At 35.2% G+C, this 23,978-nt stretch carries 21 protein-coding genes; 9 read left to right on the top strand and 12 right to left on the bottom strand.

All coding sequences use genetic code 11. The annotated features are described in order from the left end of the window. The coding region (locus T367_RS24530; RefSeq protein WP_027420017.1) for a transposase at positions 1-255 on the bottom strand (255 nt) is incomplete at its 3' end. A gap of 320 nt (positions 256-575) precedes the next feature. Between T367_RS24530 and T367_RS0111705 the strand changes: the two genes are divergently transcribed. The 6 genes from T367_RS0111705 (at position 576) to T367_RS0111675 (ending at position 6,692) form a co-directional block, all read left to right on the top strand. Further along, on the top strand, positions 576-1,037 hold the full coding sequence (locus T367_RS0111705; protein WP_027420016.1) for a hypothetical protein: 462 nt from the start codon (positions 576-578) through the stop codon (positions 1,035-1,037). A 736-nt stretch (positions 1,038-1,773) separates the two neighbouring features. Next, positions 1,774-2,262, top strand: coding sequence for a hypothetical protein (locus tag T367_RS0111695; RefSeq protein WP_027420015.1), 489 nt, complete (start codon positions 1,774-1,776; stop codon positions 2,260-2,262). Positions 2,263-2,414: 152 nt separating this feature from the next. Further along, the gene (locus tag T367_RS0111690; RefSeq protein WP_157454210.1) at positions 2,415-2,945 is read left to right on the top strand and encodes a hypothetical protein; all 531 of its coding nucleotides are present in this window, start codon (positions 2,415-2,417) and stop codon (positions 2,943-2,945) included. Between the two features lie 401 nt (positions 2,946-3,346). After that, entirely contained in the window at positions 3,347-3,898 is a 552-nt protein-coding gene (locus T367_RS22180) for an SMI1/KNR4 family protein (protein ID WP_051568512.1), read from the top strand. A gap of 145 nt (positions 3,899-4,043) precedes the next feature. Continuing rightward, positions 4,044-4,514, top strand: coding sequence for a hypothetical protein (locus T367_RS0111680; protein WP_027420013.1), 471 nt, complete (start codon positions 4,044-4,046; stop codon positions 4,512-4,514). A 576-nt stretch (positions 4,515-5,090) separates the two neighbouring features. After that, positions 5,091-6,692, top strand: a complete 1,602-nt coding sequence (locus tag T367_RS0111675) for a glutamate synthase-related protein (protein WP_027420012.1) — start codon at positions 5,091-5,093, stop codon at positions 6,690-6,692. 170 nt (positions 6,693-6,862) lie between these two features. Here the strand turns inward: T367_RS0111675 and T367_RS0111670 are convergent, their stop codons facing one another. From T367_RS0111670 to T367_RS0111650, 5 genes are read right to left on the bottom strand one after another with little or no spacing between them, the layout of a single operon-like run. Then, positions 6,863-7,540, bottom strand: a complete 678-nt coding sequence (locus T367_RS0111670; RefSeq protein ID WP_027420011.1) for a thioredoxin family protein — start codon at positions 7,538-7,540, stop codon at positions 6,863-6,865. Next, complete coding sequence (locus T367_RS0111665; RefSeq protein ID WP_027420010.1) at positions 7,541-8,107, bottom strand: TlpA disulfide reductase family protein; 567 nt, start codon at positions 8,105-8,107, stop codon at positions 7,541-7,543. Positions 8,108-8,152: 45 nt separating this feature from the next. Beyond that, on the bottom strand, positions 8,153-9,130 hold the full coding sequence (locus tag T367_RS0111660; protein ID WP_027420009.1) for a hypothetical protein: 978 nt from the start codon (positions 9,128-9,130) through the stop codon (positions 8,153-8,155). Then, complete coding sequence (locus tag T367_RS0111655; RefSeq protein ID WP_027420008.1) at positions 9,127-9,714, bottom strand: RNA polymerase sigma factor; 588 nt, start codon at positions 9,712-9,714, stop codon at positions 9,127-9,129. The genes T367_RS0111660 and T367_RS0111655 overlap by 4 nt, the downstream gene beginning before the upstream one ends. A gap of 2 nt (positions 9,715-9,716) precedes the next feature. Continuing rightward, positions 9,717-10,718, bottom strand: coding sequence for a hypothetical protein (locus tag T367_RS0111650; protein WP_027420007.1), 1,002 nt, complete (start codon positions 10,716-10,718; stop codon positions 9,717-9,719). 132 nt (positions 10,719-10,850) lie between these two features. On the opposite strand from T367_RS0111650, the gene T367_RS0111645 reads away from it, so the two are divergent. Together T367_RS0111645 and T367_RS24920 are read left to right on the top strand one after the other, a co-directional pair. After that, the gene (locus T367_RS0111645; RefSeq protein WP_027420006.1) at positions 10,851-11,132 is read left to right on the top strand and encodes a hypothetical protein; all 282 of its coding nucleotides are present in this window, start codon (positions 10,851-10,853) and stop codon (positions 11,130-11,132) included. 2 nt (positions 11,133-11,134) lie between these two features. Beyond that, positions 11,135-11,275, top strand: coding sequence for a hypothetical protein (locus T367_RS24920; protein ID WP_157454209.1), 141 nt, complete (start codon positions 11,135-11,137; stop codon positions 11,273-11,275). On the opposite strand, the gene T367_RS0111635 is transcribed toward T367_RS24920, so the two are convergent. The 3 genes from T367_RS0111635 to T367_RS0111625 are packed head-to-tail and all read right to left on the bottom strand — an operon-like array spanning position 11,272 to position 18,131. Continuing rightward, the gene (locus tag T367_RS0111635; RefSeq protein ID WP_084274405.1) at positions 11,272-13,545 is read right to left on the bottom strand and encodes a DUF1573 domain-containing protein; all 2,274 of its coding nucleotides are present in this window, start codon (positions 13,543-13,545) and stop codon (positions 11,272-11,274) included. The genes T367_RS24920 and T367_RS0111635 overlap by 4 nt on opposite strands. Before the next feature lie 3 nt (positions 13,546-13,548). Next, positions 13,549-14,553 carry a PorP/SprF family type IX secretion system membrane protein gene (locus tag T367_RS0111630; RefSeq protein ID WP_169736064.1) on the bottom strand — a complete coding sequence of 335 codons (1,005 nt, stop codon included), beginning with the start codon at positions 14,551-14,553 and terminating at the stop codon, positions 13,549-13,551. Between the two features lie 11 nt (positions 14,554-14,564). Next, entirely contained in the window at positions 14,565-18,131 is a 3,567-nt protein-coding gene (locus tag T367_RS0111625; protein WP_169736063.1) for a DUF7948 domain-containing protein, read from the bottom strand. A 175-nt stretch (positions 18,132-18,306) separates the two neighbouring features. On the opposite strand from T367_RS0111625, the gene gdhA reads away from it, so the two are divergent. After that, on the top strand, positions 18,307-19,653 hold the full coding sequence (gene gdhA, locus T367_RS0111620; RefSeq protein WP_027420002.1) for an NADP-specific glutamate dehydrogenase: 1,347 nt from the start codon (positions 18,307-18,309) through the stop codon (positions 19,651-19,653). 603 nt (positions 19,654-20,256) lie between these two features. Here the strand turns inward: gdhA and T367_RS0111615 are convergent. From T367_RS0111615 to T367_RS0111605, 3 genes are all read right to left on the bottom strand, one after another. Next, complete coding sequence (locus T367_RS0111615) at positions 20,257-20,931, bottom strand: LuxR C-terminal-related transcriptional regulator (protein ID WP_027420001.1); 675 nt, start codon at positions 20,929-20,931, stop codon at positions 20,257-20,259. 97 nt (positions 20,932-21,028) lie between these two features. Next, on the bottom strand, positions 21,029-21,544 hold the full coding sequence (locus T367_RS0111610) for a hypothetical protein (RefSeq protein ID WP_169736062.1): 516 nt from the start codon (positions 21,542-21,544) through the stop codon (positions 21,029-21,031). 49 nt (positions 21,545-21,593) lie between these two features. After that, positions 21,594-23,918 (bottom strand): TonB-dependent receptor, encoded by a 2,325-nt coding sequence (locus T367_RS0111605; RefSeq protein WP_027419999.1) that lies wholly within the window; start codon positions 23,916-23,918, stop codon positions 21,594-21,596. Positions 23,919-23,978 lie beyond the last annotated feature (60 nt).

The following is a 23,978-nucleotide window of genomic DNA, read 5'->3' as shown; positions in this document are numbered from 1 at the left end:
CCGCATACTACAATGCTGAATAAGCTTCCTATCGCTGATAATATTCTCTAAATACCCCACCAAACACAACTTAAAAAATACAACGGGATCAATACTTTTTTGCCCACTTTCACCATAAAAAGGCTTGGTTAACTTATACAAGTAATTTAAGTCTAAAACCGACTTCAATTGTCTATAAAAGTTATGTTCAGGTACACGTTCACTCAGCAAAAACTGAGTAAATAACTTCTCTTGATATGTTTTTTTACCCTGCATACCTAAAAATACGAAATTCAGGCTTTTACTTAAAATCTAATTAATTATATTTATCAACAGATTAGTTGTGCAACAGGCACAATGGTTATAGTTAATACGGGTTTTGGTGCTTAACCTAAAGTTTAGAGCTTTTAACCAAGTCCGACAAATCTTTTGATTTGGCTTTATATTAAAAAAGATAAAACAAAATAAAAAGTTTTGGCTAAGTGCTTAATCGGGAATTCAGTAATTTTAATTCCCGCACTAACCATAGCCGAGTCGTTGTAGGTATTAAAAGGGAAATAAAACAATTAGAAATTATGGCATGAAATATTAGCTTCATGTGTGTTAAAGCATCAAAGCAAGAAACTGACAAAATTATACCTGATGTACTTTACAAATCAGAAGAAAACCTGTTTTTTGAAGATGCTACTTCATACAGAATGGAAAAAGCAATGGGAGTTACTGAATTAAACGGATGGTTAATTATAACTGATGTTGCAAACAGAGTGACCCAAAACGAAGAGTTCCCATTAGATGTCTCTAAAAGTTTTGAGGTAAAAACATTCTACATATCTGAAACTCCAATCTTCAGGACTTATTCAGAAGGAAAACTAACTGAATCGTGCAAAGGAATTGAGGAGTTTAAAACTCTTTTGAATAGTAAGAATATTGAACCAAAGGATGCTTACGGTGAAACAACATCTATTCAACTTTTTGAAAATGAAATATTAAACGGATTGAATGACGGTTGGGGAGAATATTTATTTAGAGCAAAATTTGATAAGTACGAATTGGATTAAACTAGCTACAATAACTAAGTATTTCCCTCTCGCGCTCATTACGCTAAGGCTAAATGAGCGCGAGAGTGTGAAATTACTCCCAATTCAATTTCAAGAAGATTAACGTTCAGTCCTTCCCTGCTTCTGAGACCTATGTGACTATGCACAACTCGTTTCTTAAAGGTACTATGACTTCTGCTGGCTTGTTCATTTGTTAATTTTTTTTTATTAGTTTTCACGAATTCCGCTTTGCTCCATTTCTTGGCGCATAGAAAACTAATCTATTCCAAGACCTCTCCAGGTAATTGCATCTTCTTTCCCTTGATCCCTGCCAGATCTAATATTTTGGTCATCACTTTCGTGTTTTGGACTTCACAATGATGCGGTGCGCTGAACGCAGCTGAAGCGTGTTTGCTCATCCGACCTAATAGCCTCATATCTGGTTTATTCATTCTTGTTTATTTTTAATGGTATTCATGAATTACGCTACACTTCATTTCCGTTCGTCATTACCAAGTTTTGCAGTTTCGCTTCCTTCAGTGCATAACTCACGATATACCACCTTTCGACTTACTAATGGTTCGATGCGTTACCTCCGCCCATAAGGGACTTGCACCCTCTAGATTAATTCCTATATTTATAGGAAAAGATGCCCATGCTGGGCACACACAATGTGTATAGTGCATAGCACCCTTCGGGATGCTACGACACCATACACGGAACGTTGTAACTAATTAAAGATACTCATCACATAGAAATGATAGAAAACGACTTTCAAAAAATTTGCTTGTCAGTTCTGAATGGCTTAGACAACAAAGCCGAATATGTTGAATTGTGCAAAAAATATTGGGATTTTGAAAATAGAAAAGGGTTAAGTAAAAAAGAAGCTACAGAGGTTAAAGATGAACTTGAGCTGGATTTTAAATTAGCAGGAACGGAAAAAAGGTATTATAAAGACTATTTTTTCGGGAGTATTCAATTGCGGTTTATGATACCTTATGGGCACGGAATGGTTGACTGTTCTTACAGAGTTTTTAGTCCTATGTCGGACAATTCAATTCCTTCTTTTTCTTATCGAAGAATAGTTCAAAATATTACAGGAGATTTCGAAAACTATGAACTAACTTTTCCTATGAACAAGAATATTGAAGAATTTAAAGTGAATCTGAAATTTATATTGAAACTAAACGAAAAGATAATTGATATTTTTGATAGCGAATTTTCAAAGTTGAATAATAAAAACTAGCTACAATAACTAACTATTCCCGCATAAGGCGGACACGCGACGCGCCGAGTGCTCCCTCTCGCGCTCTCCCGACCACTTTCGGGATAATAGAGCGTAATGAGCGTTGCACTGAGCTTTTGCTGAACGTTTCTGTTCTTATGTTGGCCACAATTATGAAAGGACTGATATACATATTATTGACTTTGACATTTATTAGCTGTTCAAATTGTCCTGAAAATCCAGAATTGGATACTTCTTGCTTCAGTTCAGTGATCACTAAATTGACAAATGACTCTGTTAAAAAAATTGACCTAGGATCTGAATTAAATTGCTTTCAATGGGATAGCATAGAAATTGGTGGTCGTGGATCGTATGAAGCTTATCCGTGTATGAATTTTACGATGATTGAGAATGGAAAGTATGCTGAGAACGGAAAAGTAGTAGAAGGGAGTAACCTTGAATCCGAAATGGATTGGTTTGATAGGGACGGACATTGGCAGATGGTTTATTTCTACCATAACGGAAAGATTCAAAATGAAGCTTTTGCAATTTCTCAATCCGCTGTAAGTTTTTTTGACATGACTTTAAATAGAGGAACAATATTCCTGGATAAGTCCGAGTCAAAATTTGACATTTCAGACAGAGTATTAGGTGGGATTTCAGGAATAGAATTAATTGAACACAGACAAATGATAAAAAAATAAAAGCCAGTTGCCAATAACTAAGTTATTCGTTTCACCAAAGAGGTTTTGTGACCGATACTAAACTTATAATCAAGGAGTTTTTATTACTTCTGAAATCTCGTTTTTCATTTTAGGATATTTACTGTATGAGCATGGGATTATATGTGACCCCTACCCTTCGACTGCCGCTCAGGGCAGAGCAGGATCGTCAAGTACTCAGTGTGACGCAGGTTTAGTTGATGATCAGCATCGAGTATGTGCTGGTTATTAATTGCGTGATCAACTAAATAGTGTTTAGACCATACAAATTTCACTTTTCAAGTATCCTCAGGTATAATGATTATTTTTAACCCTAAATATGCCCTTTACTTGTAATTTACGGCACCCAATACCCAAATAATCATCAGCTAAACAATCCATACATGTCAATCACAGAAGAAAACGATAAATATGCTTCACTTTCTTTAGATAATTTACTCGCTGATTTATCGGCAAAAGCAGTCGAACTTAACCCTGATGGTTTTGAAACTACCTGTGAGCATTGGATTGGTTTTGAAAATGCTTTGGAAGCTGATATTCTGGCTGCGGAAAATAGGTTAGCAATAACATTGCCGTCAGATTATAAGACGTTTTTAGGTATAACGAATGGCTTTCCGGCTGTGAATGATATTGCGACCTCGTTTTTACCAATTTCAAAAATTGATTATGCTAAAAATATTGTTCCTGACCTCATTAAAGTATATGGAACAAATGGCTTAAAGAAAAACCAAATCAATCCAGAAAAGTATGACCGTTCGATATTAATCGGAGGATTGGATGAAGAACAAATGTTTTTGCTTATTCCACCAGAAAATGGTGATACAAAATGGGAATATTGGAAATTCGCCAATTGGATTCCAGGTGAAGAAGTGTACGTATCACTTCGTGCATATTTTGAAAGTTCTTTAGATTTTTGTATTTATATTAGAGGTTAAAAATCAATCTTTAACACTTAAAAACTCTCGTTAACAACAATTTCACATATGTAATGCTTACATTCTTACCAAAGTTAATTCTTGGGTCAGTGACCCAAGCATTACAATATTTTGAAAACGAATTACACAAAATAGGATAAAACGCATGTACAAAATTCCATGGATTTTAATCATTTTTTGGCTTATTTCTCCAATACTAAGATCATTCCTAAAAATAGAATGGAATTCACCCGAATTATTGGCTGCATATCAACAAATCGTGGGAATTGCATTTCCATTCACTTTATTTGTTGCAATACTCACAACAATCAAACAAAATGATGAATTATCATCCACTGCTGTCAAAATTGTCTTGGCGATTATTCTGCCCTTATTTTCAATGGTCTTTTTTATGTTTCCTGGCATGTGTTCCTACAACAATCGTAACCTTTTTTACAATAAGGAATCAAAGTCTATAATCATTGAACGAAGTTTGAATTGTGGCGCTTGGGATTCAGATATGCCAAATTATAAAACGGTAAAAGTCACACCCTTTCTTGGCTACTTTAATTATGTATCAAACATAGATACTGCATCAATTGACAAAACTAAATGGATTCATGTCATTGAAGAATAAATTGCAGATTTTGGTGAAAGTAATTGATCCGAAAAGGGCATAGAACGCTAGTGCTCGAACATTATTCAATTTGACAGGAGGGTCAATTGATGTATACCCCTCGCGCTCATTTAGCAGAGCGTAATGAGTGTGTTCTTATTTTGGCATTTGTTATGCCACTACAAATAATCATTTAAGTTATTGTTTTCACCAAAGAAGCTTTGTAAACAATTGTTATTCAGGGTCTGAAGTAGAAAATTGCAAAGTTCTAAATATTCCAATGGTGCTACTTTTTAAAATTCAAGAATATTCGCATTACAAATGCGACTGAATAACACTCTCATTACGCTAACGCTAAATGAGCGCGAGAGTGCGTACCTTATTCTTGCGGTAATCTAGCCGTGCGTAATGAGCGCGAGAGTGGGTAAAATATAGAAAATCCACATTTTCAAGTAAGCATCATTAAGTCCGTTCGTCTTATTCATAAATTCTGAGTAATTTATTGGAATAATTCATAGCATTCAAATCTTGCAATCTGCGAATTAGAACCTGAATTATTTGTGGATGACCCGCGTTTAATATTATAAAACCATACCTATGACAAAAACATTAAAATTCGAAGACCTTAAAGACCGAACACCTGTCCATCATCAAATCAACGGACTTGACCTTGTCATTGTAAGATACGATGATAATGTTTCTGTTTTGTATGGAAGATGCCTACATAGAGGTGCGTTAATGTCAGATGGAAATATAGTGGGAGACAATTTAATTTGTGGTTTACACGGATGGGATTATCGTTATGATACGGGTGTTTCAGAATACAACAATAAAGAAGTATTACATAAATTTAAATCTGAAATTAAGGATGGATATCTTTGGGTTGATGAGGATGAAATAGATGCTTATAATATTAAATTTCCACAGCCTTTTAATCGGGATGAATATCAGGGGCAATATGCGGATACGCATCCTGAGGAAACGGAACCTTTTACTGGTTATATCAAAGCCTTATCTAAAAATGGTTTGAAGAATTTCGGTCATCACGGACCAAGTGCTTCGATGGGGGTTGATAGAAATACATTGCCGAAATGGGAGCATATCCAATTCTTACCGGCACAATTAGCCAGTCGCCCTTTAATGGATGAGGATGATGTGAAAACAGCTGTAGTCATTGGACCAAATGCCAAAAAACCCATGACATTGTCGATGCCCATTTTTGTGTCTGACATGAGTTTTGGTGCTTTGTCTAAGGAAGCTAAAATTGCTTTATCAAAAGGAGCTGAGCTTTCTGGTACTGGAATTTGTAGTGGTGAAGGTGGCATGTTACCCGAAGAGCAAGCCAATAATTCGAATTATTTTTACGAATTGGCTTCAGGGAAATTTGGTTTCTCATGGGACAAAGTAAAAAAAGCGCAAGCATTCCATTTTAAAGGTGGACAGGGCGCAAAAACTGGAACAGGTGGACATTTACCTGGAGATAAAGTAACAAAAGAAATTGCAGCAGTTAGAGGTTTAAAAGAAGGTGAAACAGCCATTTCTCCAGCAGCATTTCCAGACCTTAAAACGGTAGATGATTTTAAAAATGTAGCTGAAGAGGTTCGAAAAATTACGGGAGGCATTCCAATTGGATTTAAACTTGCTGCCAGTCATATAGAAGCTGATATTGACTTCGCAATTCAAGTAGGCGTAGATTATATTATTCTTGATGGTAGAGGTGGCGGAACAGGATCTGCACCAACAATTCTCCGAGACAATATTAACATTCCTACTATTCCTGCTTTAGCGAGGGCTAGAAAACATTTAGATAAAATAGGTGCAAAAGATGTTACCTTAATTATTACAGGTGGCCTACGCGTCGCTGAGGACTTTGCAAAGGCACTCATGTTAGGTGCAGATGCAATCGCTGTTGCTAATTCTGCCTTGCAAGCCATCGGTTGTTTAGGCATGCGTGCATGTGGCACGAATAATTGCCCTGTTGGCATCGCGACGCAAAAAGAAAACCTTAGAAGCAGATTGATTATCGATTCATCAGCAAAACAATTGCATAACTTTTTTCAAGCAAGCAATGATTTAATTAAAGTTGTCGCCCGTTCTTGTGGACATAATTCAGTAGAGAAGTTCAATTTTAACGACCTGTCGACATTAGATTACGAAATATCTAAACTCACAGGTATTCAATATGCGGGTATTCAATAGAATGTTAGATAAAAGACAAAAGAATAAAGAAATAAAGATAAAAGAATAAAGACAAAACATTTGAGACAGTATTGGGCTGCTTTATTCAAGCAGATGAATCAAATATGCGTCAAAAAAAAAGGGTCAAATCAGCAAGTGATTTGACCCTTTTTAAAAGCTTTAAAATAACTTTAGCTCTTGATAGAACAACCAATAGCAACAGTTTCTGTTACGGCAGGTTGCTCACCTCTTAATAAGGCATCAACTGCATCTTCAACATATTTTTCAGTTACTTGATCAGCTTCTTTTGCATTGTTATCAATTGCACCAATATAAGCAACTCTATTACCAGCATCCGTTTTCTCTAAAACATACATGTGAGGCGTTTTAGTCGCACCATATTGTGGAAAGATATGCTGACCTTCATCTAATAAATAAGGGAAATTAAATCCTTTTTCTTTAGCTCTTACTTTCATTAATTCAAAACTGTCATCTGGTGCCAATTCAGGATCATTAGGATTAATAGCAATTACAGGATATCCCAATGGCGCATATTTAGCATTCAATGCGATTAAACGATCTTCGTTTGCGATTGAGAAAGGACAATGGTTACAAGTAAATGTAATAATGAAACCTTTCGCCTCATTATAATCGGCCATTGAAACTGTTTTATTATCAACATTGATTAAACTGAAATCAGTAGCGATATCACCAATATTATAACCCGTTTGTTCAACTATTTCTTCAACAACTTCCACTTCAACATTTGCTGAATCGATTGCTCCTGTTGTTTCTTCCGTTGGATTTTCATTTCCACAAGCAAATAATGCCAAAGGAATTAAGTATGCGATTTTTTTCATTTTTATTATTTATGTATTTGTAAATTTATTCAATTCTGTTTGTAATTCTTCTTCACTAAATGATTTTTCATAGAACTCCCATTTGTCGTCTTGATAGATGATTGTAGCTGGAATTGCTCCTGACCAATTTTCATCAACTTGAGGAATCCAAGAATTACCATCTGGGTCGTCTAATAAAATAACACGCGATTGAATGTTATTCTTCTTCATAAAAGGAATCAAACTTTTTTCTACCTGATTCGCAAAATCCAATGAAACGAGCGTCACATCAATTTCGGGATGATTTGTAGTTATCGCCTCAAAATATGGCAATTCAGCTACACATGGCACACACCATGTTGCCCAAAAATTGATGACATGTATTTTGCCATCTTTTTGATTTAGAAAAGGTTTGAAAGTTTCAAAATCATACGATTCGATTTGGATATCATCTGAAGCAAAGGTCTCTTTACTCGGTGCTTCAAATTCGACTGCTGGTTCAATAATCTCTACTGATTCTGCAGGTTTTTCGTTATTACATGCGATAAACACAGTAGAAAATACTGCGAATAAAAAAAGTTGACCTCGTCTTTTCATTCACCAAAGATAATTAAAGTCGCATGATGGAGTGGCACTACTTTTCTAATTATATGTTAAAAAAAGTGATTTTAATTCGTTAGAATTTACAATACTAATCCCTATTGTTGGTTCAAGTTTGCCTATCGAAGCACCACTACTTACCGCCTCGCTTTTCATTTCAGGGGCCTTTTCTTTTTTCGATATGTTTGACTTACTTCTGAAAGCATTGGTATAATCCTTTCTTGCTGTCGTTTGGATTTCATTTAATTCTGTATTTGAAGATTTTTCCATTTCACCCTCTTCGTCTGCAAAATCAACAGCATCATCAAGTTCTAGCATTTCAGATCTATTATCTTTATCCGATAAAGACATATCTAATTGCGGAGCAGCCATTACAGGGGCCGCCGGCTCTTCTGCATTAACTTCTGCTGGCATATATTTTAAATCTTCAGAGATACTATTTTTACCATTATTCGCACTTCCAAAAACATCCTTCGTATCCCCTTTAAATTCTTGATTTGATAAAACTTCTGGAGCTTGATCAACGACCTCAATCTCCGTTAATTCGTCTTCAGTAAAAAGTTCAACTTCCATTTCTTTTTCAATTAATGGTGTAGTCTCTTGAATGGATTCTTGTCGTTGAACATCAATCTTCTGTTCATTATTCGCCAAATTAGGTTCGTTTACATCAAATTTAAACACGGTTAAGAAACCTAGAATCAATACGGCCGCTATTCCTATTTGGATGGCAGGTTTCTGAAAAAAAGATTTCTCTTTTGGCAACATAAATGCACCAACGGAATTCAACCAAAGTACTTTTTTACGATCCGAATCTTCGAGGTGCGCCATTACTTTCGAACGCAATTCACCGCTCGGAATAATTTGGCTTTTATCAAATTCATTTCTCGTTTGAGACAAAGTCCATTTTATCGCTTCAAATTCATCTTCATCTGCAGCAATTTCATTTACCAAAGTCCGCTCCTCTTCTGTCAATTCGAAGAATTCTTTATTCAATATGATATCTTCTATTTCTACACTCATGGTATTGTTTTTCTATAAACCGCTAACTTATCTGCTAAAAACTTTGTCGCATGATGCAGGCGCGATTTTACTGTTCCCGCATTAATTTCAAGTACCTCTCCTATTTCATTTATTGATAAACCTTCAAAATGACGCAACATAAATACAGCACTGTGTTTCTCTCCTAAATTTGCCAATGCGCCTTTTAACTCTTCGTTAAAGCTATCCTTATCAACTTGTCTATCTTGCAACTCTTCATTGTCAACCGATTGAAATCCTTCAGGCATATCATACCCTGTCGGTTTTCGAATTTCTTGTTTCTTGTACTCGTTTTTGCACATGTTATTGGCAACAGAAAAAAGCCAAGTTTTAAAATTTCTATCGGCATTAAAAACTTTCGGATTATCAATTAATTTCGCAAATAAATCATGTGCGAAATCCTCAGCTTTAATCCTATCCTGCCACAATTTTCTGTAGAAGAAATTAACCATATAGGACTCATATCTTTGATAGATTTCTTCAAAAGCTTTCCTATCACCGTCGGTAAATCGGCGCATCAAGTCTTCATCGCTAAAGTTTTTATAGTCCTTTTTAAAAAGCTTCATTTCTATTTACCGTAGGCGTCTATAATTTGATTTACTGCTGTTGTTTTATTTAATATTGTTGCTAATGTTTCGATGTCCGATTTTAATTTCGAGACTTCTAAACCTTGTGCTAAACTCAATTTATACAGCGTTAGCAGAGCGGGTAAATAATTACCATATAACTTTTTGTCCCGTGCGCTCATTTCTTTAATGTCGTTAATGCTAGGCTGAACTCTTTTATAATAGTAAGTCAACGAATTCAATTGATTTTTTGCTTTATACTCATAAAAATATCCGATCAAATAAACATCATTCATTATTTTACTCAAGTATCGTTGAGGCACTGTTGAAGCAATTATACGATTGGCAGGATTGGCTGCAATCATCATTTGTAAGTACTTTGATTCGTTCCCAACAAAAGTGGTATTGGCTATTTTTAATCTTGCTTCAACTTGTTTTTTATACGTTTTATTCTGTATTAAATCCAATGAAACAAGTGTAGCCTTTGCATTAACTTGTTCGAGTAAATTGACAACCATTGCGGGATAAGCATCTTGTTTACCACTAAATATGATAACATCTGCTTTCACAGACTTTAACATCGATCGGTAATAATTTAATTCACCTGTTGTAAATTGACTTTTAATCTTTTTAGCGAATTCAACTTGTTTCGCATGATCGTCTACCATTACATAATATGCAAACATTTCCAACCGAACTCTTCTATCGTCTGGTTTTAATTCATATGCCTTCAACAGGTTGTTTTTAGCAGCTAAATCGTAATTCGAATTGATATAATTAACCAAATTAAATTCGAATGAATTCGGTCCATTTTCTTTTAAAATTTGAACGAGATTATTTAAATCAGTCTGTTTTGTTTCGGGTAATGTTTTAAATTCGGTTCGATAATAGAAACTTCTTTTTTCCAAATAAGCCTCTTTTAAATCGTGCAAGGACATACTCGGCCCCTGTCCTAAAACGGATAAGGAAAGAAGTAAAATTGATATTTTAAATAATTTCAGCATTTTATTGTTTTAAAAGCATCTTCATATTTAACTACAAATGAAGTTATTAAAAGTTCATTTTTTATTAAAAAAACTATTGATTCTCGTTTTTTTTTCTGATTTTAGTCGTAACTAATTCATTTATACTAAACTATGAAAAATTTTATTCCTTTACTTTTAATCAGTGTTTCTTTTTTAATGTCGGCATGTGGATCTGGCGAAGCTAATAAAATAGTAGACGAGTTTCACCAAAAACTTGATGCAAAAGAATATGATTATATCTGTGATAATATGTTGTCAGAAGATGCCCTTGAAGCGACCTCAAGAGAAGAATGGATGGGCATGTTCACCACTTTAGATTCTTGGGGGAAATTGAAAAAACGCAAGAAACAATCAGGATTCAGTTCTAAAACAAATAATGGCATTAAACGGTGAAATTGAAATATACATTTGCAATTGATACGACACTTTTTTACGAGCGTATAGTCACAATAGACGACGGAACAGGTCCTAAATTACTGGCTTTTTCTGTGAATACAGATGAAGCGGTGGTTGATGAATTTGTTGCCGGTTATTAATTGGCAACTTCGGTTGTTAAACTAACCGATTTAGAGCCGTTTTCAATATTGGCTTTTATTGTGATTTGCTTCACTGTTTTACCAATAAGTTGATCTGTATCTAGGTCGACTTTTAATTTTGTAGACTCACCTGGAGCTAAAATTGATTGCCCTAATTCAAAGTTGGTACAGCCACATTCTGCTATTATTTCTTCAATAATCAATGTGGTATCACTTGAATTTGTGATTTTAAATTCGTGGGATAATTTTGTTCCTTTTTTAGCTGGACCGAAGTCGTGAATTGCTTTGTCGAATTTAATTTCAGCCAAACCAGATGCTTTATTCGCAAAGCGAACAGATTGAATCTCGATTTTTCGTTCCAACGCTGCTTTCCTGCTGTAGACGGAGTTCTTTTGATCGTTCACATTATCACTAATTAACGAATGGGCTGTATACTCACCAAAAGGGATTTTAATAAATGATAACCGTCCTCCGTTTGAAGCTGTTCCATTTAAATAGGGAGCCAATTCGCCATCCTCAAGCTCCATCAAATAATTAATTAAACTTGAAATTCGTCTTTGGGTTAATTTGACATTATAATCTGTTTTTGCCAAAGGACTTGCAAAACCTTTTACCGTAATTTCAATAGCATAACCCTTGTCTAATTCAACTTTTAATAAACGAATAAAGTCGCTGAGATCTACAATTCCTTGTCTCACATACTCTACAAAAAAGTCATTAATATCTTCTTTTGCCTCTTCTGCTTCATCCCCCGATAAACCTTTTGCATATTCAGTTTGATACTTTCCATCCATGTCAACATAGTTGTCATAGGTTTCTTTATAGGTTAAAGTCGTGGTTGTATCTACACTTCTAGGGTTCGGTCTGTCATTATGAAAATAAAGTGTTACAGGCAGTCGTTTATTTAAATCTGCCAAGCTTTCTTCTTTAGTTGGAGGCGGAACGACAGGTAAATAAGCTGCGAATAAATCGTTACAGCAATTGGGACTTTTAGCTGCTTTTACGCCTGTTCTATTTGTTGAGAAAATATATTTTGAGGCCTTTTGGTCAATCGTAAAATAAGTATCGTTTTGAGAAGAATTGATGGGTAAACCAAGGTTTACTGGTTCTGTAATAAAACGCATATTCTCTTGTGTGGCATAAAAAATATCTTGTCCACCAAAACCTTCGTGCCAAGCAGAACTAAAATAAAGTCGATCAGTTATTGTGTCATAAAAAGGAGAGATTTCATCATCCATCGTGTTTATTCCTCTGCCTAAATTGATAGGTCTGCCGTATTGATTACCTGATTTAATCGTACTGTACCAAATATCTAATCCTCCTGCCGACTTCTCTCTATTCGACACAAAAAACAATACTTCTTGCCCATTAATATTTGTACAATGTGGCATCGTATTGATGGCATTCGGCTCATTTATAATTTCCCCTAAACTGTCGACGTCAATGATTTTGCCATTACTAATTTTGCCCACCATTATTTTGCAACGGAAGTCAGCATCGCATTGCGAAAAATAAAACCTTTTACCATCTGGACTGACTGAACCATTCGCCGCATTCATTCCTTTTTCCTTCACCCCTTTTAAAGGTTGAACATTGCTAAAAAGGTCCTCCTTTTTATCTGCCGTATAAATTTGCAACGAATACTCTGTACTGAACACTTCCTCATGACGATTGATAGAATCAGCTTTTAAAGAAGTAAACCAAAGTTGGTCATTAACAATGAGTGGCGCTAATTCTGTATCGTTCGAATTAACAGGTGATGGCAACGCATCTACAATATAATCACTTGTATCTATAATCGCCTTTTGAGCCCATAAACAAGAGATTATTTCTTGCTGTGATTTGCGATACTCGTACGATTTTTTTTGCTTTTTAAAAACCTTCTTGGCCAATTTCCAGTTTACCAAAGAGGCTTCATATTCCCCGATCAACTTTTGCATTGATGCCAACCAGAAAACACTATTCGGATAAATCGATGCATTCTCTTTATCATAGACCTTATCGTAATAATAAGCTGCCTTTTTATAATTTTTAAATTTTCTTTGTGCCTCAGCGAATTTCCATAATATCTCCACCGAATTAGAATCGATCTTCATGGCCTTTTCGTAATAACGAATCGCATAAAAATAATCTCCTTCTACCACCTTTTCATCGGCAAATTCAACCATTTGACTGAATGACTGAGCAAATAAAAGAACCGGCATTAGACACCATAGTAAAAGGGTGTATTTCAGTTGAATTGATATCAGTTCTTTAAATTTAACAGGCATTATTTATAGATAGTCAGGACAAATTCGATGTTGAATCTCTTTAGGTTTAAACAAATGTAAGATATATTGTACTGAAAACTCTAATCCACCGCGCACATTACTGGCAGGTGCCAATTGTGACATATTTATATCATAACTAATACCAACGATCCAATTGTTATAATATGCACCAACCGATAAAAATAAAGCATCATTATTCCGGAACCATAATCCTGCATACGGAGCAATAAATTCACCTCTCTTATCCTTATAGATATATCTCAAATTAGTTCCGAGTACAATTTCTTTATACTTCCCTTGGAATTGCATGAATAATGCAGGCTGTAAATCCCATTCGAAGTTTAATTTATATGTAGCCCGTGCATGTAGCACAAACCTTTTGTCTCTTTTAATAATATTATCTCCAAAAAAACTTTGTTTAGGTTGTGCTAAATTAAACCACCCAATTCCAGCTGTAATTTCTTTACGGTATTCAGGTTTAAAAGTATAAATAGCACCTATCGCAAAATTTAAAGCCGTACGTTTCGCTTGTTGAAAAGATTCTTGTGTTGGTAGATCAGGATCGTAATAGTAGCCATTGAATTGATTGTCGAAATTCAATTTACTAAAGTTAATACTGCGGTGAATGATGCCCAATTGCACTCCAGCAGTTACTGTATGTAAAGAATCTAAATCGAGGTAATATTTATAGGCACTTGTTAAATTCACTTCAGTTGTACGATAATCTCCATCACCAGCGGCATCGTGCATTAAATTAAAGCCGTGATAAAGGTTGGGCAATAAATACTCTTCTCTATTCTCTGCAGAAAAGCCTATCGTATTAAATGGCCTTGACACCGAACGCCATTGGCTTCTTTGGTTTCCTCCAAAACGCCAGTCTCCATCAAAATTTCCTGTCAATGCAGGATTTAAACTAGTAGGATTCATGTAGAATTGAGAGAAATGAATATCCTGTGCCGTCCCATTGAGGCAGCAAAAGAAAAGCGCTATATAACTGATTAATTTCAATCGAATCAATACTATTTGAGCAAGGTTATATTCCCTTTGATTAAATTCTCTTGTCCATCAAAACAAATCACTTTGAGGTGATAAACATAAACATCTGGATCCATTTCTTTTCCTTTATAGGTTCCATTCCACCCAATAGCTTGATCGGTTGTTTCGAAGATTTTCTCACCCCATCTATCAAATATTTTGAATTCTATTTCCTCTATGTTTTTTCCTCGGACATATACTTGATCGTTCTCTCCATCTCCATTCGGCGAGAAAGCATTGGGTACAAAAATGTAAACATCGCCACAAACAAATTCATATACTTTTACATGGACTGTATCTTGTACAAAACAGACACCATTATTCATATAAACTAAAAACACTGTATTCTCATCAACCCTAGCTTTTGGTGTTCGTGACGTTGGATCGTCCAATCCTTCAGTAGGTAACCAATTGTATTCGAATCCTAACGGGAATGCTTCTAACTGCGTCTCACCACCTACAGGCACAAAAGCTGGTGTTGCTATCGCTTCAATTGTCCATCCATCTAAAACTTGAACTTCTACCCAAACAGAATCAGTAATTGTACAACCCAATTCGGAAGTTGCGGTTAGATAAAAATACATGCTTGTTGGCGGTACCGCTTTAGCTGTGTTTCCTACTTCCTCAAAAATAAATTCGTTCGGTTCCCAATTATAAGTCAGTACAATGTCTGGATAAATATTATCAGCATATAGATTCACAACATTTCCTTCACAAATCAATGTATCTGCCATCATCTCAATCGCACCATCTACAAATACAACGGTAACAGAGTCAATTATATCACAAAGCTCCCATCCATTTGATGCTTTAACATAGAAAGTAGTAGTTGTAGTTGGCGAAATTCGAATAGTTGAATCCATAACCCCATCGTTTAAAACGGTACCAAAATCTATATTGTCCGACCACGTAAATGAAATCGCTGAACCAAACGAATTTGCGAATAATTCATAATCTACTGCTGTACAAACAATGGTGTCATTCGGCACTTCCAAAACCAATTCGTCATAAACAGTAATTATTTTTACGGCCGTATCTGTTAAATCACAAATTGTGTCTGTTATCATTAGAACGACTTCGTAGGTTCCAGGTTCAGTAAATAAAACAGAAGGACTTGCTCCACCGGAAACGATTTCTGTTCCCGGTCCAAAATCCCACACAAAATTGACGGTATCATTGCTTTCATTTTCAAAATTCAATGTTAGTGGTGCACAACCTTCTAATAAATCCACCTCAAAATTAGCAACAGGTATAATTTCAAAATCGAATTTAAAAACGAGGTTATTACAATTCGAACTTTCATTGGTTGCCGAATGGGCACCTGGCGTAGTAGGGAAATCACTACGACCGCCACAACCTCCACAAACTGATTGGTAAACAACGCCATACTTATCAAATCTAGATGTACCACCATCTACATGTTCTTGCGCTAATCCACCACCCATATAGGTCCCATATAATAAAGAAGTAGCTTCTCTTTCCAATACCATTAAATAAAAATCAAATCCATTTGGCGGTGTCTCTTGAAAAGCATCATCAGTAGTAGGCATATCATCCAAACGTGTTCCGCCTAAAACACTTCCTCCCCAACCTGAAACATAAATATTACCACAGACATCAACTAAGAATGCTGAAGGTGAAATATTAATCCCTGCCCGCTCATTACCAAAAACTGTTGTAAATTCTGTTCCTGTAAGCGTAGGATTCAGCTTCCATATAAATTGAGATGATCCTGGATTATTGTATACATCTGCACTTATAGGCATTGATCCAAAACTTTGTCCGACGATATAAATATTATCCCATCGGTCGACTTCAATAAAAAAGGCTTGATCGTATAAACTTGTACCTACATAAGTACTTTGAACGATTGCTGTTCCATCAGGACTTATTTTAACTACATATCCATCAGTTTTGCCTCCATTATAAGAAGATTGAAAACCTCCTAACACTCCAGGAATGTCAGTAGAACTTGTACCTCCACCAAGAATCACATTAAAACTCGAATCAATTTTTACGGAGTATCCCGCATCATTATTTGTGCCTCCAAAATAAGTTGACCAAAGCAAAGACGAAAAATCTGCCTCAATCTTAAATAAAACCGCATCTTGCAATCCAGCATTGGTCATTTGAAAACTAGATTCAACTGGAAAATCCTCCGACCATGAACTAGAGGCAATTAAAATATTATTGTCTTCATCCAACATAATCTCACCTCTAAATTGGTCGCCGTAATTTGTAGTTAAAGAATCGTAATGTGAAACCAGGGTATATGCTCCTGAACTCAACTTATAATTAACACCATCGTTTCCAGAACCACCGACATAAGTTGACCCCATTAAATCCATTCCATTTGAACTGAATTTTGCAACAAAAATATCCGTTCCAGCAGAACCAAATCTCGCGCCATTCGAATTTATTGAAAGCGTATTACCACCCGCATGGTCAGGTTGAAAACCACCTGCAATTGGAAAATCCAAACTAGCCGTAGCGCCATATAAATAAACATTATTGTCTAAATCACAAATAAGACTGTGGACAGTTTCTGTTCCTTGCGTATTGTCACCTCCACCAATAAAATTGGTCCAGATCATATCCGTACCATCTTCAGAGTATTTGGAGATAAATACATCTGTAGTTAGCGTTCCAACGTCTTCTACTGTTATATTAGGTGTCGTATTCCATGCTGGAGCAGGTGTGGGATAAGAGTTCCCAAATAAGGTACCTCCACTATAAGCTTTGCCGTCATAGGCATAAGTCGCTGTCATTCCAAAATTATCAGAATCGGCACCACTATAGGTTGCAAAAATTAATATTGGATCAATTACCAATTCGAGTGACTGATCATATTCACCCAATTTAAACGTCACGATGTCTTTTGTTAAAACAAATTCACAAGGAATTTCAATTATTCTACCATTCTTAATTTGATAAGCATAAGGTTTTTGCTCTTCTAAGACACCAATTTTAGTTTCAATAGTCAGGTGCCCTTTTTTATTCAATTTGATATTGGTATACCCTTCGTATTCGATTTTAATTAGGTTCGTATTTACTTTAGGTGCTAGTTTGAATTCGTATTTTAATTGGCCTTCATGTTCAAAAAACACTGCATCGATACCATTGTATAATGATGGATAGGTGACACGATTATATCCGTGCACATTCGTCGCCCATCTCGACTTAATATTCCCTAAAAAATAATTCTGATAATCTTTAGTTGGCAATTCACTTTTAGGTTTGACATTCGTATTCGCTCCAATAAATTTGGCTGCCAGCAAAGCCTGTTTAAAAGTTCCATCATCATCAGACGGTTTATGATCAGGATTTGCATGTGCATCATGCAGATTACTATAATCTAAAAAATGATAGAGTACCCTTGCTTGTTCGAGCCAAATACTTCCACTAGGAAATTTAGCACGGTATAAAACACCGTTTGGCCATTGCCCTTTATTCTCATAAAAATTAAAACTACCTGTCGAATATTCGACAGATTGCGCTACTAAGAAATTAGTAGACAAAAACATAAAGAGGAAAAATATTATTTTTTGCATGGGCATCCTTGCAATTTACTTAAAATATGGCAAATTAATCGTTAACATACAAACGAAAATTTAACCCAATTGGTTGATTTAACATATTAGACGCTCTTACATTAATAACACCTATCAAATACTTTGTTTAAAAAAATATCTACATTTGCTTCGTATAAAGTTTAAACTAAAAACCATGTCAGAAAAACACAGTGCTCAAATTAATGAGTTCATGGACAAGGTAAAAGCTACTAACAGTCACGAGACTGAGTTTTTACAAGCCGTTATGGAAGTTGCTGAAGTAATTATTCCGTTTATTAACGACAATCCAAAATATCAAGGAATCAACCTATTGGAGAGAATGGTTGAACCTGAAAGAACACTTATGTTTAGAGTTCCTTGGCTAGACGACGCTGGAAACATCCAGGTGAATAGAGGATATAGAGTTGAATTTAACTCTGCTATTGGTCCATATAAAGGTGGTTTAAGATTTCACCCATCGGTGAACTTGTCTATCTTAAAATTCTTGGGATTCGAGCAAGTATTTAAGAATTCATTAACAACATTACCTATGGGTGGTGGAAAAGGTGGTTCTGACTTTGATCCAAAAGGAAAATCGGACAATGAAGTAATGAAATTCTGTCAATCATTTATGACTGAATTACAAAGACATATTGGCCCGGATACAGATGTACCTGCTGGAGATATAGGTGTAGGTGGTCGTGAGATCGGTTATATGTTCGGTCAATATAAAAGATTAAGAAACGAATTTACTGGTGTTTTAACTGGTAAAGGTAGAAACTGGGGTGGATCATTGATTCGTCCAGAAGCTACAGGATACGGAACAATCTATTTTGCTAAGGAAATGTTAGCGACTAAGAAGGATGATTTTGTAGGTAAGGTTGTTGCGATTTCAGGATCTGGAAACGTTGCACAATATGCTTGTGAAAAAGTGAATGAATTAGGCGGTAAAGTTGTTACCATGTCAGATTCTCAAGGATATATTTATGATGCCAATGGAATTGATGCTGAAAAATTAGCATGGATTATGGATCTTAAAAATAACCGTAGAGGAAGAATTTCTGAATATGCCGATAAATTCGGTGCTGAATTCCACCCAGGTAGACCTTGGGCTGTAAAAGCCGACGTTGCTGTGCCTTGTGCTACGCAAAATGAGTTGAATGGTGAAGAAGCGAAGACATTATTAGCGAACGGCTGCATTTGTGTTGCTGAAGGAGCGAATATGCCTTGTACACCAGAAGCTGTTACCGCTTTCCAAAATGCGAAGATTTTCTTCTCTCCTGGTAAAGCGTCTAATGCTGGTGGTGTTGCCACTTCAGGATTGGAAATGTCTCAAAACTCTTTAAGAATGTCTTGGACAAGAGAAGAAGTAGATGAGAAATTACACCATATCATGGTTTCTATTCACGAAGCTTGTGTTGAGTATGGAACAGAAGGTGATTATGTAGATTACGTAAAAGGAGCAAACATTGCAGGATTTGTTAAAGTAGCAGACTCAATGATTGATCAAGGAGTTGTTTAATTACAACTACCGTATAAATATTAAAAAGGCGCTGATTTATTTCAGGGCCTTTTTTTGTGCGTTAATTTTTAAAGCTACAATTGAAATCCTAAAATATTAAAAATGATAAAACTGAGTCTATAACGGAAAAAGACCAATTGTTGGGAACGAACTATATATTTGAGTTAATTATAATAAAATTAAAGAGACATTTTTGAATCATCAAAATTTTATTTTGATTTTTTGGATACCCGATTTGTTTTCAATTTTTATTTAACATCTTCTTCCTTTTTTTACAGCAAAAAAAGGAAGCAAAAAAGGCTGCCTGCCAGGGCCTACATCCAATAGCCCGCTTTTACTCACCAACGCTACTCTTGAAAATGGAAAAGATCGGTGATCTCCAATCAGAGATTGGAGCTTCCTCACTTTTTCACCAGTTTCAATTCGTTTCTTACGGCTCTTAAAAGAATGGCATCTAAAAATCTAGTTTAGGATATAATTATTGGGTTGAGTTGTAATTAATGATATTATTTTTCAATCTAAAAATCAATCCAAAAGTGAATATTTAGTACATAAAAAAATCATTTTGGCCTAAATTCCTCCCCACCTTTTGTGACAAATCCTCTATAACTCGTTTGAGAATAAGAATTTATTCGGTGTAGTAAATCTTTCTTTGATTGCATACATAACGATACCCGCTGTATTCTTAACACCTAATTTATTCATGATGTTCTTGCGATGTGTATTTACAGTATGCTTACTTAAAAACAGTTTCTCACTGATTTCGACATTGGTCATCCCTTCAGCGATTAAAGTAATCACTTCAATTTCACGAGGAGATAAAACAACAGGTTCACAGCTAAATTCAGCATCACTGATCTCTTCAACATCAATACCCTCTTTACGAATGGTTTCAAGAATTTGACCACAGAAAAACTTTTGACCACTTGCTGTTTCTTGAACCGAATCAATAATCTCAGACACACTGCAATCTTTCTTAATATGTGAAATCACTCCACTTTTTAAGGCATGAATTAAAGTCGCTCCAGACTGTTGTGGCGTAATGGCTACAAATTTCAATTCAGGGTGCAACGCAAGGGCTTGTGGAATAACATCAATAGAGAATCCTGGACCCGTATAATCAATTAGTACAACTTCTGGCTTAAACGCGTTTATTTGGCTTAATAAAGCCTTAGAATTATCAACTTCACCTACAATTTGTATGTCATGGTTCTTGAATATGGTTCTTAAACCAATTCGAGTTATTTCATTATCGTCTGCTAAAATTAAGTTGATCACTATTTAGAATGATTTTGAATAAGCAAAGATAGAAAACTATTTGACAGTTTAAAAAACAATTCCGTTAAAAATTAATTCATCTGATAATAATCATCTTTTAGAACCTCCAACCGACCTTGCCGGCTCCATAGAACTGTGTTTGTGTAGGATCGGCATGCACTTGATAAGCAATCTCTATTGACCAACACAATTGCTTCCGTTTAATACGATGAAAACCGAATGGAACGTAGAAATTATAACTTTGAATATGATCTTCATCAACGTGAAAGGCTGAATAAACACCCAAATACGGTGTCAAATTCGTTAAGGTATTTCCAAAAAAATGATATTTACCCCCAACAAAATAACCTGGTTTTTGAGCGGTATAGTCTAAACCAGCACCAACTTCGATATCAATTTTGGGGACAATAAAATAATCTACAGAAAACCCCATCAATCCAACAGGTCCTAGTAATGAGAAGTTAAAACCTAAGGGATGTCTTGCCCTTCTGTTAAACATTTCTCTTTTTCGATCTAAGGGAGACTTTTTAGCCGGAAACAATTCGTAACCAAATCCATCGATAGATAAAGCCATCAACAAAAACAAGGTACAAATTCGAAATTTATTTATCATATAATCTAGAGAATATCAAAAACCGCTCCAAATTACTGAAAATAAAGTATTAAAACTTAACAGATAAAGCTAAACTTGGCATTATCGGCAATTGATAAACTTTTTCGTTCGTTACTCTGTTTACATAGAAAATATTCTGTCTACTATATGCATTTGTTACACCAGCAACTAGATCCCATTTCAAATATTTAAACTTTTTAGACGTGAATGATTTTTTCAAGTTGACATCGAACCTGTGATAAGTCGGCAATCTACCGTCATTCTGTGTTTCATAAAGGAAAGTCAATTCGTTTGCATTATTGTCAATATAATCTTCTGAAATATTTGTAATCTCTGGAGATTCATAAACACCGTTTGTTTGTTTGAATGGCAGACCAGAACCTAAATTCCAGCGCGCTGTAAATTCCCAATCCATTTTTTTACCAAAAGTATAAGTCCCAATTAAATTAATATTGTGTCTTCTATCAAAAACGGGTGCATAGTATTCAAAGCCATTCCAACGTACCACTTTACCAATAGAATAAACACCCCATAAATAAAGTTTTTTAGTATTGTAAGCGATTACAATATCACCACCATATGCTTGACCACTCTCTACAATAAAATCCTTTTTATAAACGTCGTCAATTTTAGAATTATCACTATTGTCTTCGTAAATCTTATTGCTGTTAATATTCGTCATTTGGTCAAACCATTTATAATATCCTTCAATCTGTAAAGTGACCTTCTTAGAAATATCATATTCGGTACCAACAATAGCATGCCAAGCTTTTTGTAGACCATTTTCAATATCAACTTCGGTGCCATCAGGCTTCGTAAACTTGTCTGGTAATTTTGTTGCAGCAGGCGCTGTTAAGAAGCCGTAGAATAAGTTAACAACATCTTTATCCGAAGTTGTACTTGTAAAGTTCTGAGTATACCTACCACCAGCGGCTTTTACTCTGAAGTTCTCCGTAATATTATATTTTGCACTTGCTCGTGGTTCAATTGTTGCCTGTCCAGCAGAAGAATATCCTTGAAAACGCACATTTGGCTCAAGAATCAATCTTCTTGAATCACTTACCCATCTATAACTAACATAAGCCCCTGCCTCTATTGTATTTTCGTCTTGTCTAATCGCTTTATTTACTTCGTTAAAAGTTTCAAATTCTGTTATAAAATAATTAAATCCAAATCCATAGTCAATTCGACTTTTACCTGCTAAATAATAAGTAAAGTCAAATGCCAATTCTGTTCCGAATATTCCACTTGAACGATCCGGTAAATTTTCTTCTTCTAAGACAATATCATAAGATGAGAAGTTCAACCTACCTTTAACAAATAACTCTGAATTTTGAGGTACAAAAATGAAGTTACCTCCACCACCAAAGCTATTCCACTGTAAGTTAGAAACGGCTTGATAATTTACTTGATCATTAAAAGAGAAACCGAATAAACTGAATTTATTTGCGCCTTCACCTTGAATAGAAATCTTACCGTATAAATCATAAAAATTAAAAGGTAAACCATCACCATCGTTAATATAAGGATACAATGTTTTTGAAGTTTGCTCTAACAAGGAAGTCTTTCCAGAAACGATATAAGAAATATTATTTGCTTTAGAAATCGGTCCTTCAAGAATTAAACTAGATACAAAAGGAGACAAACCAATTTTACCACCGGTTCTTTTCACGTTACCATCTCTGTAAGTAATATCCATTACAGACGAAATTCTACCACCATATTCTGCATTAAATCCACCGGTATAAATATCTGCTGAACGAATAAGTTCAGTTTCAAATACAGAGAAAAAACCAATTGAGTGAAAAGGATTATAGATTGTCATCCCATCCAATAAAATTTTATTTTGAATCGGCGTTCCACCTCTTACATATACTTGCCCACCTTGATCTCCGGTTGATACAACCCCGGGTACAGTTTGGAAATAACCTGCAATATCTGCCACACCACCAGTAACTGGCACACGTAAAATATCTTCTTTTGTAATTTTTATAACTGAAGTTCCTGGATCAATTTGTCTTGCTTCTTTTTGATAATCAACATCCACCTGCCCTAACGTTTTACCTGCTTTTAATTCGGCAATTACTTCTGTAATATTATCTTTTGTAATTTCAATTTCAGCAGTATATTCCTCAAATTGCGGCGAAGTAATTCGAATAGTAAATTTACCCGTTTCAACTTTTGGTATAGAAAACAATCCATCAGCATCCGAAACAGCTGATCCACTAGTTGTTAAGATTAGAATTTTCGCAAAAGGTATTGAATTTCCATCCTCAGCGCTTTTAACTTTTCCCCTTACAGTTCCTGAACTTTGGGCGTATGAAAAAGTGGTAAAAATTACCAAAATCACTGTTGATAGTATTTGACGCATCATATAATTTAATTAAACGAACAAATATAATTAATAATACGGCGACAATTACATTTTAGGTGC

The organism is Crocinitomix catalasitica ATCC 23190 (assembly GCF_000621625.1).
GTDB lineage: Bacteria > Bacteroidota > Bacteroidia > Flavobacteriales_D > Crocinitomicaceae > Crocinitomix > Crocinitomix catalasitica.
This window is presented reverse-complemented; position numbering and strand designations above follow the sequence as displayed.

Bases quoted from the DNA above. Each gene is read 5' to 3' on its own strand.
- T367_RS0111705 (WP_027420016.1), top strand. From the start codon at position 576: ATGTGTGTTAAAGCATCAAAGCAAGAAACTGACAAAATTATACCTGAT.
- T367_RS0111695 (WP_027420015.1), top strand. From the start codon at position 1,774: ATGATAGAAAACGACTTTCAAAAAATTTGCTTGTCAGTTCTGAATGGC.
- T367_RS0111690 (WP_157454210.1), top strand. From the start codon at position 2,415: ATGAAAGGACTGATATACATATTATTGACTTTGACATTTATTAGCTGT.
- T367_RS22180 (WP_051568512.1), top strand. From the start codon at position 3,347: ATGTCAATCACAGAAGAAAACGATAAATATGCTTCACTTTCTTTAGAT.
- T367_RS0111680 (WP_027420013.1), top strand. From the start codon at position 4,044: ATGTACAAAATTCCATGGATTTTAATCATTTTTTGGCTTATTTCTCCA.
- T367_RS0111675 (WP_027420012.1), top strand. From the start codon at position 5,091: ATGACAAAAACATTAAAATTCGAAGACCTTAAAGACCGAACACCTGTC.
- T367_RS0111665 (WP_027420010.1), bottom strand. From the start codon at position 8,107: ATGAAAAGACGAGGTCAACTTTTTTTATTCGCAGTATTTTCTACTGTG.
- T367_RS0111660 (WP_027420009.1), bottom strand. From the start codon at position 9,130: ATGAGTGTAGAAATAGAAGATATCATATTGAATAAAGAATTCTTCGAA.
- T367_RS0111655 (WP_027420008.1), bottom strand. From the start codon at position 9,714: ATGAAGCTTTTTAAAAAGGACTATAAAAACTTTAGCGATGAAGACTTG.
- T367_RS0111650 (WP_027420007.1), bottom strand. From the start codon at position 10,718: ATGCTGAAATTATTTAAAATATCAATTTTACTTCTTTCCTTATCCGTT.
- T367_RS0111645 (WP_027420006.1), top strand. From the start codon at position 10,851: ATGAAAAATTTTATTCCTTTACTTTTAATCAGTGTTTCTTTTTTAATG.
- T367_RS0111635 (WP_084274405.1), bottom strand. From the start codon at position 13,545: ATGCCTGTTAAATTTAAAGAACTGATATCAATTCAACTGAAATACACC.
- T367_RS0111625 (WP_169736063.1), bottom strand. From the start codon at position 18,131: ATGCAAAAAATAATATTTTTCCTCTTTATGTTTTTGTCTACTAATTTC.
- gdhA (WP_027420002.1), top strand. From the start codon at position 18,307: ATGTCAGAAAAACACAGTGCTCAAATTAATGAGTTCATGGACAAGGTA.
- T367_RS0111610 (WP_169736062.1), bottom strand. From the start codon at position 21,544: ATGATAAATAAATTTCGAATTTGTACCTTGTTTTTGTTGATGGCTTTA.
- T367_RS0111605 (WP_027419999.1), bottom strand. From the start codon at position 23,918: ATGATGCGTCAAATACTATCAACAGTGATTTTGGTAATTTTTACCACT.